This is a genomic window from Shouchella rhizosphaerae (assembly GCF_900142675.1).
Classification (GTDB): domain Bacteria; phylum Bacillota; class Bacilli; order Bacillales; family Bacillaceae_D; genus Shouchella; species Shouchella rhizosphaerae.
Genome location: NZ_FRBS01000009.1, coordinates 64,406 through 75,148, shown reverse-complemented (window position 1 = coordinate 75,148; position 10,743 = coordinate 64,406). Strand labels below are relative to the sequence as shown.

The following is a 10,743-nucleotide window of genomic DNA, read 5'->3' as shown; positions in this document are numbered from 1 at the left end:
AAATTCATTACAACCCCATCTACGAGGAGCTCAAAGCCAAAGAAGCGGCCAAACTACATAGTGAAAGAGGAGCCACACTCTACGCGCAAAGAAAAACGGACGTCGAGAGTGTATTTGGGCATGCCAAACAAAATCTCGGGTTTCGACGATTCCACCTTCGCGGGTTGGAAAAGGTGACGGTGGAGCTTGGTTGGCTGGGGTTGGCCCTCAATCTGAAGAAAATGGCGGGTCTTGCCCGCCATCATTCACCGAAATACCGATCTATCCAAATAAAGGGGAGTCGAGATCAAGTCAGATCTCGACTCCCCTTCTTCATTTTAAAGGCTTTTGGGACAACCTCTTCTTTATTCACGGTTAAAACGATATTCCATCTCAATAAAATCATAAACGTTGCCTTTGATTTCCCGCTTATGAGGGCTTCTTTTTTCAAAGCCGCACTCTTCAGACACATGAATGGCCCGTTTATTATCCGCAGCAACGAATAATTTAGCAGCCATTATCTCTTCGAAGTTGTGTTTAATAAAGGACAAACAATTTTGCAAAAATGAACGGCCAAATCCTTTGCCTATGTAGTCCGGTTTCATTCCGAGTCCGATCTCGGCCACATCCTTTTTCGGTTTGATCCCAAGAAACCCTACCATATCTTCGTCTTTATAGACGGCATATTGTCTTGCACTGCTTTTTCCAACATCGATAAATGCGTGCAATCCAAGCTTTTCAACGTCAGTATGATAAAAAGCATAAGCGCCCTCATATTCCCATTGGTAAGCAAGCCATTTCGCTTGGTCTTCTGACATGGCTACAAAGCGCAGTTCCATTTTTCGCGAAGCCTCCCTTTCACACCCTTTTCCTGTTAGTCCATATACGGCTGTCTTTCGTTCAACTGATTGCGGATAATTGAAAATTGTTCTAGCGTATTCCGGTTTGCCGATAGCGGCGGCAAATCATCAAAAGAAAAGAAGCCAACGTTGCTCGTTTCCACGCCTGTTGTTGCTGTTCCCCCGGTGATCGTACAGTGCAAAACCAACTTATAAAAATGGAACATATGGGGCGGATGGCGATGTTTTTTCGTATCGAACAGGGCAAGCACCCGCTCGTATTTGCTATCATAACCAGACTCTTCTTTAATTTCTTTTACGATGTTTTCTGCAGGCGACAATCCTACTTCACAATACCCTCCTGGCAGCGCCCACGTGCCGTCGGTTTCTTCTTGCACGAGCAAAATATGGTTGTCCTTTATGACCACGCCTCGGACATCGATTTTCGGTGTCTGGTAGCCGTTTTGTTGGACAAACGTTTCCTTCACGCTCGCAGCATCAAGATTTTTCGCACATGCCATCATCTCGGCGCTTATGGCCAATAGCTCGTCATAACGTTCCATGTCGTATTTGTCTTTTGTAAATGTGATTCCCGCCTGCGCTAAGGCTTGAATACGCTGCGCCCAGTTAAGCCAATCTGAATTCACCCGAGTATCCTCCTTCTTCTTGCTGTTGATGCAACGCAAAGAACACTGCTCTAAATAAGTTGCGGCTCTCCCTTATCGCCAAGTTTCCGTTTGCGTATCCATTTTTACTAGTGCCCCTCCCTAAATCATATCAATAATTAGCCTTGCTGCAACCCTTGGACCAGAGCCCGCTTGTGGTCGTTCCCAACTCGTTAAGATGAAAAACAGGCATTTGACGTATACGAACGACACCGGACAGAAACACTGTTAGTAAAAAGGAGGAACATCCCATGAAGCATTCCTTGCTGTTGCTTTGCAAATTCATCGCTTCCTTTATTGCGTTTACAATTGGATTTTTTTATTTTTCAGAAGCGACCTTTGTTGATGTCACTACATTTGCGCTCCTCGTCACCGTCGTTTCCTACATCGCCGGCGATTTGTTTCTGCTTCCTCGCTTTGGAAACACGATTGCTCTCGTTGGTGATTTTTTGTTCACATACTTGGCTGTATGGATTTTCGGGTCCGTTTTGTTCCATAATTACATGCTAATTGCCTGGGGGAGCATCCTCTCCGCTTTCGTCATCACAATCGGAGAAGTTTTTGTGCACCGTTATATGTTAAAACATTCCCGTTCTGTTAAATCAAACGAGAGTACGCAAACACGTTTTGCTTTTAACACAGAGTTCGGCGAAGACGAGGACTATTCGAAGATACAAAAGAAAGAGGACTAATCATCCTCTTTCTTTTTGAGGCTTCACAAGCATAGAAAAATGGAGGTGGAGAGGGAAAATGCCCTAGCCACTGCCTCTTCTAAGGACGCAAGCGAAGCGCCGCCCCTTTTAGCCGCGGTGCTTTTTTCTGTGTTTCCTTTGGAAAAATAAACGTCCACGGCATGCTTACGTGAGGCTTCAAGCCAAGGCGTTTTAGCGAAAAATGATTGGCTGCCACTTCCTCGCCGTCCTCTAAATAGACATACTCCCGCTCGTCATTTGGCCACTCCCCGTCCCCTGTATGCTGAACAAGAACCGTTACCAAAAGATCGCCACGGTGGTTAAGCGCTTGCCATAGCGGGAGAAATGGCTGCAGTTCCCCTTGCTGGGCTGCAAACACGTTTTTGATGGCTTGTACATCCTTCTCCGAAATCGTCCGTTGCCAGGCCTCTTCAAATTTAAGCGTTTGCATCAAGTGATTCTCCTTTCAATTGTTTCACATAGCAGCGGCATTCATGAACACGTGTAAAAGCGTTCCGTACGTCCTCTTCTCGGTCACCACTATAGTGGGCAAAAACGCCTACTGGTGTAACGCCTTGGCAGTGGCTATGGGTACTCCTTTTCGCTTCTTCTGCGTCCATGTAAACATGAAGATAGCTCGTGTGTTGTCTAAAAAGGTGGCGTTTGTACCATTGGTTAGCCGCCGGATCTTCCCTCGTCCATGCTTCTAAGTAATCAAGTCTGTGTCCGTGTGCTGCTTTTTCCACTTCAGCAAGCAACAAGGAGGCGATGCTTCTTCTACGGTAATCAGGATGAACGGCAATGTGCCAAATCATGCCGCCCGTTCCCTCTTTTAAGGAACAGACAGGGCGGCTATCGCTATCAAGCTCAACATCAATAAGTCCGACTAGCTGGCCCGCTTCGACGCAAACCAATTCAATTGCAGGGTTACGGTACCTTTCTTTCGCTTGCAGGACATTGTCGTAATAAGGCGTGTCCAAAAAAGCAAGCACCCGCAAGCGCAACCAGTCTCTCTCGTCATCAGCAACATAAGGGCGCACTTTCACTGTCACTCACTCTCCTAGGAATTGGTCGTCATATGCTCTTCGTACTTGCAGGAGACCCTTTTCCATGTTTTCCAAGCTTTCAAACGCAAAAGAAAAGCGGATCGATGCCTGTCTTTCCTCTCCGTAAATAAATCCAGGATGAAGAACAACGCCTCTTCTGTGGCAAGCAGCCACAAAACGTTGCATATGAGGCGCTCGCTCTTTTTTAAACGTAAACCAAATGAAGAAACCGCCTTGCACGTCCCCACATGACCCTAGTTCACCAAAGTGTTTCTCGAGCAAACCAAGTAACCAGTTTTTCCGCTCCCGTAAATGTTCTTTCAACGTCCATATATGGTGGCGGTACGTACCCGTTTCCAATAGGTGACGGCAAACAAATTGGGATAACATGCTCGAACCATAATCCGTTTGCATCCGCAAGTCGGCCAACTTCTGGACAATATCAGGCGGTCCGACTAGCCAGCCAATCCGTAAACCTGGGCTAACCGTTTTTGAAAAACTGCCTAAATACAGTACTTGGCCTTTTCGATCATAGGCTTTTAATGGCTTCGGCCCTTCTTCAAATGACAAATCGCCATAAATGTCGTCTTCGATTATCGGCGTCCTTGTTTTGCCTGCAAGCAAAAGCAACTTGCGGCGCGCCCCTTCATCAAGCGTCATTCCTGTTGGGTTGTGGTGTGTCGGGTTCACATATAACGCATGGGCACTCTGCTTGGCCAACTCTTTTTCTGCATCGTTGGCTGCAAAATCAAGAGGCGACGTCCGGATGCCCAGGCTTGTGAAAAACGTTAAAGACCGCAAATAAGAAACAGGCTCGTGGAACAACACGCTGCCCGTCTGCAAAATCCCTGTGCCTATTAACTGCAAGCCGCCGAGCGCTCCGGAAACAATTAAGATCGAATCAGGAGATGCTTGAATCCCCTTTTCCTGTAAGTACACAGATAGTGCCTGTCTTAACCTTTCATCCCCTCTTCCGTCGCCATAACCGAAACCAACATTTTGTGCAGCCATTGCCGTGAGCGCTTCCTTGATTGCATTCTTTGGCTGCAATTCATGAGCAAGCACCCCTTTGCTTAGCTGAATAAGAGTAGCATCGTTTTCCCATTCGTTCAAATGCTGGACAAGCGCTTTGTTTTTCGGATAAAACGACCATTTCGCCAACTCTTTCCACACAACGCCTTCTTCATTGCCAGAATCGTTGCTAACAAAAGAGCCTTTTCCTTGAATCGAAACAATAATGCCTCTTGCCTTTAAACGGTCTAAAGCTGCTATGACAGTGCTTCGGTTTACCTGATAATAGGCAGCAAGCTCTTGTTGGGTCGGCAGCTTCATCGTCGGATACCATTCGCCAGCTTCAATTTTTGCGCGAATGTCAGCCGCAATTTTTGCACTTTGCCCTGAAATGATGCTCACTCCTTCTAGTTGTTGGTTTTATTTTCTCATAAGTTGTTGGTTTCTCCAAACTAGATTTGCCTTAGGCTAGACCCACTAGCTAAAAAAGGAATGATCACCATGAAACTCATTTTTGTTTACGGAACGGCTGTCCTTCTGTGGGCTTCGGCTTTTCCCGCCATTCGTGCGAGTCTTGGCTATTACTCACCCGAGCACCTTGCCGCTTTAAGGCTTCTCATTGCCTCGGCTGCCTTGCTTCTCTTTGCCTTGGCTGCGCGTATCCCTTTGCCGAAACGAAAAGACGTGCCCGCCATTTTTTTGCTTGGCTTTTGCGGCTTTTCTGTTTACCATGGCGCACTTAGCATTGGTGAAAAAACGGTCGAAGCTGGCACAGCATCACTGCTTGTGTCGACGACGCCGCTTTTTTCAGCGCTGCTTGCAGCCCTGTTTATGAAAGAGCGCCTGCACCTAAAAAATGGGATTGCTTCTTTCATAGCATTTCTAGGGATTGGGATCATTATGCTAGGCAGCGGCGCTTCGTTTCATTTGCAGCTAGGGGCACTTATTATCCTCGTAGGCGCTTTTGGCGAAAGCATCTATTTTGTTTTTCAACGCCGCCTTTTGCCGATATACGGTTTTTTGCCACTGACTATTTATTCCATTTTAACAGGGACGCTATTTATGCTGGCGTTTACCCCTGGCCTAGGGCAAATGGTGTTAGCGGCACCTTCCTCTGTCAATTGGACCGTTTTGTACTTAGGGCTTTTCCCAACGGTTATTCCTTATTTTTGCCTCGCCTATGCTACGGCAAAAGTGGGCGCCTCAGAAGCTACGAGCACTCTGTTTTTAACCCCTGTCGTGGCGCTTTTCCTTGCTTGGCTTTGGCTCGGGGAGACACCTGCCCTGTTGTCTCTTGCAGGCGGTGCACTTACTCTTGCAGGAGTGGCGGTTGCCATAACCGGAAAACAACGTTAACAATACGGCGAAATTTGCATAGTTATTGCTCGCCGAATGATCGCGACAGAATCGGCGCCTTTTTGAAATTGATAAGACACGCGTTTTTCCACGACAGTATATCCTTTTTGCCGAAGACGTTTAAAAAGAGGGTCCACATGGACGGACCGTTTCCCATCCAACGAAACAAGCGGGAAAACACGCACTTCTTTTGCCACTCGTAGCAATTCATCAAGTGTAGACTGGTGGAAGGCGCGATCAAACTGTTCGCTGTATGTGAACAAAAAATGAGCTGACAAAACAAGGTCAAACGTGTGATTGGCAAATGGCAGCTTTGGCAAAACAGCGGCCACATAACGTTCTGGCCGCCTGTCCATATCTTCTGTCGCCAATAGAAGTGCCTGCTTCCGTTGGGCAGCCAACGCTGGAACGTCGGCAACATTTGTCCAGATGTAATCGTTTTTAGCTTGTTTGATTTTATCGATTGTATGACCAAGATCCGCTAGCCCTTTTTGTCGAATCATTGCTGGCGAGAGCTGATAGGCCATATCGCTTGCTGTTGCATCTATGCCTAAATCAGCAGCTTCCTTTGTAAAAGAACAAGCACCGGCCGGACAGTCAAGTATACGGCGTCCTTGAAGCTTGGCCATATCTAGGCCAAACATGGCCACATATTCAGCAAATGTCCTGCCGATAAACACAACTCGATCTAATTCTAAACTCACCTTTACTCAACTCCGCTAAATTAAAATTGGTCAATCGCTACAAACAGTCTTTCCTCAAAGGCCGACTGCTTTCTTTATTTCCTGTAAGAATGGCTGGCTATATGCTCTAGCCCGTTCCGCCCCTTTAGCGAGTAGGCGGTCAACTTCTGGAGATGCCAATAACTCGTTGTACCTACGTCTCGGTTCGCTCATAAACTCATCGATCGCCCAATACAGCTCTTTTTTAACTTCCCCCCAACCAATGCCCTCAGCAAACCGGGCCCGCATCGCTTCCACTTGCCGTGGCCCGGCAAATTCTTTATAAAGAGTAAACAAGTTGGATGTCTCTGGGTCTTTTGGCGCTTCTGGCGGCAGTGAATCGGTTTTAATCCGATTCACGAGCCGTTGCAGTTCGTTCGCCTCTGAAAACAGAGGGATGGTATTTCCATAGCTTTTGCTCATTTTTCGGCCATCCAGTCCAGGGAGAACAGCAACTTTTTCTTCGATATGGACACGAGGCAGTTTAAACACGTCGCCGAAGATATGGTTAAAATGCTGCGCTAAATCACGAGCAATTTCAATATGCTGGATTTGATCGCGGCCAACCGGCACGACATCTGGCTGGAACAACAGGATATCGGCCGCCATTAAGATCGGGTACGTAAACAACCCCATATTAACGCCGGCATCTGCTTCTTTTCCCGCCGCCTTGTTTTCATCGACTGCCGCTTTATAGGCATGGGCGCGGTTCAAAAGTCCTTTCGGCGCCATACATGCCAAGAGCCAACTAAGCTCAAATACTTCCGGCACATCGGATTGGCGATAAAAAACCGACTTTTCTGGATCTAGGCCCAGAGCCAGCCATGTTGCGGCGATGCCTCGTGTCAATTGCCGCATTTCTTCGCTGTCAGTAATTTTCGTCAAGCCATGAGCGTTAGCAATAAAATAAAACGATTCTAAGCCAGGCTGTTTAGCAAATGTCAGCGCTGGCTTAATCGCGCCAATGTAATTGCCAAGATGGACTTCCCCAGTTGGCTTAATCCCAGTCAAACTCCTTGTCGCCATTGCGTTTCCTCCTTTTGCTTTTAACTATTTTTGAACGCCAAAAAGGGCTATCCATCCTAAAAAAGGACGGATAACCCGCGGTGCCACCTTCATTCGCTCCACAAAAAAGCGCTTCTCAAGACGCACAGAAGTCTACTGCTTCAATGCGCTGCCTTTTTTAACGGCAAGGCACCCGCTTCGCCTACTCTCTCTTTCAGCCAAGAAGCCCCGAAGCCCATTCCGCCTTGCTCCTGCACTGATTTCCACCAACCATCAGCTCTCTAAAGCATTACACAACGCGTACTTACTCTTCTTCATCGCCTAAACGTTTTTTCTATCATAGCCGATTTGATCAAGGCCTACAAGGGAAATTTGCTCGCTTGACGTTCTCTTTTTTTACAGACATAGACCATTTCACTGCTATCGTTTGTTATAACCGTCTCGTTCCAGTCTTTATAAACATCGATGATTTCAAACCCGTGGGCTGTTAGAAGCCGCTCCATTTCTCTCGGAAACGTGTAGCGCAAACGAATGTTGCTTCGTTTCTCCTTAATAATAGCGCCAACGTTGTTTTTGTATTTTCTTATAGTAATATAATGTTGGATTTGCTTGAGCGCGTCGTACTCACTCACCGTATAAACATCGACTGGAAAGCTCGTTTCCCGATCTACGTATGTCCGCCAATACTCCTCCGTGCAGGGTTGAAGCAATTCTTCCTGATTCGGAAACCGTGTATCAGAAATGAATACGCCGCCGCTATGCAAATGCCTGTTGACAGAAGCGAGCAGCTGATTCTGGGCTTCGTTTGTTAAAAAATGTTGAAACGAATGGCCAACACAATAGATTAATTTGCTTTTTAGCCGCAGATTCAAGTTTGTACAGTCTTGCTCGACCCATTTAATTGGTAGGCGGACTGCTTTTCTTCTCGCTTCATTTAACATCCCTTTATGGACATCGACACCTACTAGCTCAAACCCTTTTTCAGCCAATGGAATTGTTGCTCTCCCTGTCCCACATGCCAAGTCAATGATAAGCCCCTTTTGTTTGGCTGCCCATTTTAGCAAGAAGGGGATTTCGCTTTTGTGTTGGCCATTTTCTTGATCATATAATAGAGGGTCATCGTACTCCTCGAAATTGTCAAAATCGATCATTTCACTCACTCATTCCGTCTTTATCGGATCTTTTCAGTTACAATCGCACGGCGAGATTATGCACATCGCAACCACAAACAACGAAGAGATTCGTTTTAATTTCTTGTCTAAAGTTCAAAAAAACCCATTGTTTTCACATCGGCTAAAGAAGATACGTAGTCATCAATGATGTAATCTTCAAAATTCGTTTTCTCTACCTCTGGCAAGCCGGCGAAAAAGGCGACCAAGTTATATAGTCTGTTAATCGTGCCACCAATATAACAACCAGACACCGTCTCAAAATCATCTGTTTCTAAAATGACGAGTGAACCAATTGTAAGGATCGTGTCGGTATCCGTTAAAGGAACGGATCTTTGAGCTAATTGTTGAAAGGCCCTATCATTGACACTTTTTACTTTGCCATTAAGAAGCGCAGTAATGGACAAATCATATACCCCATAAATTCCACCTATTTTATTCCTTTCAGGTATCTCATGCTCGATCAAAAATGGTTTGAGATCTTTATCAGACATGGAAAGGAATTTCGCTTTTAAAGTATTGATAAAAAAATCATCGACATCTTCGATTGGCCAAGGTGTATGTTTATTTTTTGTTTTTTGGTATAACGCATATTTATTCAATTTAGTGATTCCCCGTACGTTCCCAAATGTAATGGACAAACATTACTTTTTCGCCATTGAATTCAAATGTTTCCTCACTAGTGCCGACTTTTTTGAAGCCGTTGTTTTCCATCGTTTTTTGAGAAGCGATATTGTTGCTTGTCGTTTTTCCTTTTATTGCTTGAAAGCCTGTTTCCGTTTCAAGTAACTGTTTTAATGCATTAGAGGCAATTCCTTTTCCGACATAATGTTCTCCTACTCTAAAGCCAACTTCGGCCACACGCTTAGGCTCATCAATCGCAACCACATTGATTCTGCCGACTATGGTTCCCCTTTCATCCCTAATTAAATAAAATCTCGAGTTAGTGTCGTCTTGTTCAGTTAGCAGTACTCTATGTCTAACCTTGAACGTTTCAAATTGATAATATGCTTCGCCTCGGCTCGGCACCATTTGTTCGAAAAAAGCCCGATTATCCGTTTCAAACTTATATAACTGTTCGGCGTCGCTTTCTTGTAACCTATTAATTGATATTTCCACGTATAATCATTCCTTCAACATTTTTCCCTCTCGTTTGCATCATACCATGTTTCCAATGTCTATTCATGAATGTTTCGACAGTTGGCTAACCATGTATGCCGCGTCTTCCCCCACTCCTTTGACAAGGGCAGAACCTCGTTTATATTGCCAACTTAAACCTACAAAAAACAATCCGTTTACATTTGTCACACCTCTAACGTGAATGGGTTTTTGCTCCTGATCGAAAACACCATCAATATCAATCCACGAATAATCATTTCTATACCCTGTTGCCCAAATAATCGTGTGAACCGAAACAGGAGAACCTTCCGCAAAATAAGCCTTTGAATCAGTCACGTTTATGAGGCGCCCTTTTAATTTCGCCCTTTTTCTCACTGTATAAAAATCGTTTCCGATAATTGGATCTCTTTTTTGCAGCCATTTTCCGAGTGGAGAATGGACCGTTGCCTTCGAAAGGCCAAGCTTATCAAACCACCAAAATAAATTTTTCCCTAGGACAGACTGGGGCAAAACGTTCGGTTTGTTTCCACAAGCGAGTACGACATCGTGGTGCTCCACTAATTCAGCCGCTATTTGCACTCCTGTATTGCCAGCACCAACAATCAAAACGGGGCCAGCAACGATTTGTTCCGGCCCTTTGTAATCAAAAGCATGCAATTGGGCGATTCCAGGTTGGATGCTGTTGGCAAGCGGTGGGATAAAAGGCGTATGAAAGGCTCCTGTGGCGATAATGACTTGCTTGGCGTCATAGATTTTCCCCTCACTTGTCCACACCTTAAAGCGATCACGCGTTTTCTCTAGCTTTTCTACCTTTGTCTCATAAACAACTGGTAGCTGAAACGTTTCTTTATACGTCCATAAATAGTCGGCCATTTCATCTTTTGACGGATAACCGTTTGGGTCGCCGCTAAAGTCAAGGCCAGGCAAGCTGCTGTAACACCTTGGTGTAAACAAAACAAGGGAATCATACCGTTTTCGCCACGAATCGCCTGCCTCGTTTTGCTCATCTAAAATAAGAAATGGTTGCTTTTGCTTTTTTAAATAGTAACCAACTGCCAGGCCTGCTTGGCCGCCACCTATAACGACTACATCATACTCCATCATGACCAACCCTTTCCTACAAAAGTCCAAAAAGTTGCC

The 10,743-nt window shown here is 45.5% G+C and carries 13 protein-coding genes, 1 pseudogene and 1 other annotated feature; of the genes and pseudogenes, 3 read left to right on the top strand and 11 right to left on the bottom strand.

Going from position 1 to position 10,743, the window contains the following annotated elements:
* Positions 1–228 (top strand): annotated as a pseudogene (locus BUC05_RS21830) (transposase); the annotation flags it as partial.
* 116 nt (positions 229–344) lie between these two features.
* Here BUC05_RS21830 and BUC05_RS21825 read toward each other — a convergent pair.
* The gene (locus BUC05_RS21825; protein WP_035202411.1) at positions 345–818 is read right to left on the bottom strand and encodes a GNAT family N-acetyltransferase; all 474 of its coding nucleotides are present in this window, start codon (positions 816–818) and stop codon (positions 345–347) included.
* A 35-nt stretch (positions 819–853) separates the two neighbouring features.
* Entirely contained in the window at positions 854–1,465 is a 612-nt protein-coding gene (locus tag BUC05_RS20275; RefSeq protein ID WP_011245143.1) for an NUDIX hydrolase, read from the bottom strand.
* 269 nt (positions 1,466–1,734) lie between these two features.
* Between BUC05_RS20275 and BUC05_RS20270 the strand changes: the two genes are divergently transcribed.
* Positions 1,735–2,175 carry a YndM family protein gene (locus BUC05_RS20270; protein ID WP_035202409.1) on the top strand — a complete coding sequence of 147 codons (441 nt, stop codon included), beginning with the start codon at positions 1,735–1,737 and terminating at the stop codon, positions 2,173–2,175.
* 79 nt (positions 2,176–2,254) lie between these two features.
* On the opposite strand, the gene BUC05_RS20265 is transcribed toward BUC05_RS20270, so the two are convergent.
* From BUC05_RS20265 to BUC05_RS20255, 3 genes are read right to left on the bottom strand one after another with little or no spacing between them, the layout of a single operon-like run.
* Positions 2,255–2,626: an SLAP domain-containing protein gene (locus tag BUC05_RS20265; RefSeq protein WP_035202407.1), complete on the bottom strand. Its 372-nt coding sequence runs from the start codon at positions 2,624–2,626 to the stop codon at positions 2,255–2,257.
* On the bottom strand, positions 2,613–3,227 hold the full coding sequence (locus tag BUC05_RS20260; protein WP_051881132.1) for a GNAT family N-acetyltransferase: 615 nt from the start codon (positions 3,225–3,227) through the stop codon (positions 2,613–2,615). The genes BUC05_RS20265 and BUC05_RS20260 overlap by 14 nt, the downstream gene beginning before the upstream one ends.
* Positions 3,228–4,634 carry an aminotransferase-like domain-containing protein gene (locus BUC05_RS20255; protein ID WP_073305858.1) on the bottom strand — a complete coding sequence of 469 codons (1,407 nt, stop codon included), beginning with the start codon at positions 4,632–4,634 and terminating at the stop codon, positions 3,228–3,230.
* A 99-nt stretch (positions 4,635–4,733) separates the two neighbouring features.
* Between BUC05_RS20255 and BUC05_RS20250 the strand changes: the two genes are divergently transcribed.
* The gene (locus BUC05_RS20250) at positions 4,734–5,588 is read left to right on the top strand and encodes a DMT family transporter (protein WP_051881131.1); all 855 of its coding nucleotides are present in this window, start codon (positions 4,734–4,736) and stop codon (positions 5,586–5,588) included.
* Here BUC05_RS20250 and BUC05_RS20245 read toward each other — a convergent pair.
* From BUC05_RS20245 to BUC05_RS20220, 6 genes are all read right to left on the bottom strand, one after another.
* The gene (locus tag BUC05_RS20245) at positions 5,585–6,292 is read right to left on the bottom strand and encodes a class I SAM-dependent methyltransferase (protein ID WP_035202402.1); all 708 of its coding nucleotides are present in this window, start codon (positions 6,290–6,292) and stop codon (positions 5,585–5,587) included. The two genes, BUC05_RS20250 and BUC05_RS20245, sit on opposite strands and share 4 nt — an antisense overlap.
* A gap of 54 nt (positions 6,293–6,346) precedes the next feature.
* Entirely contained in the window at positions 6,347–7,336 is a 990-nt protein-coding gene (locus BUC05_RS20240) for a tryptophan--tRNA ligase (RefSeq protein ID WP_035202401.1), read from the bottom strand.
* 59 nt (positions 7,337–7,395) lie between these two features.
* Positions 7,396–7,642 (bottom strand) — a binding site (T-box leader).
* Between the two features lie 32 nt (positions 7,643–7,674).
* Positions 7,675–8,466, bottom strand: coding sequence for a class I SAM-dependent DNA methyltransferase (locus BUC05_RS20235; protein WP_035202400.1), 792 nt, complete (start codon positions 8,464–8,466; stop codon positions 7,675–7,677).
* Positions 8,467–8,573: 107 nt separating this feature from the next.
* The gene (locus BUC05_RS20230; protein WP_035202399.1) at positions 8,574–9,086 is read right to left on the bottom strand and encodes a hypothetical protein; all 513 of its coding nucleotides are present in this window, start codon (positions 9,084–9,086) and stop codon (positions 8,574–8,576) included.
* A 1-nt stretch (position 9,087) separates the two neighbouring features.
* Entirely contained in the window at positions 9,088–9,603 is a 516-nt protein-coding gene (locus BUC05_RS20225) for a GNAT family N-acetyltransferase (RefSeq protein ID WP_035202398.1), read from the bottom strand.
* Between the two features lie 63 nt (positions 9,604–9,666).
* Complete coding sequence (locus BUC05_RS20220) at positions 9,667–10,707, bottom strand: flavin-containing monooxygenase (RefSeq protein WP_051881130.1); 1,041 nt, start codon at positions 10,705–10,707, stop codon at positions 9,667–9,669.
* Between the last annotated feature and the right edge of the window lie 36 nt (positions 10,708–10,743).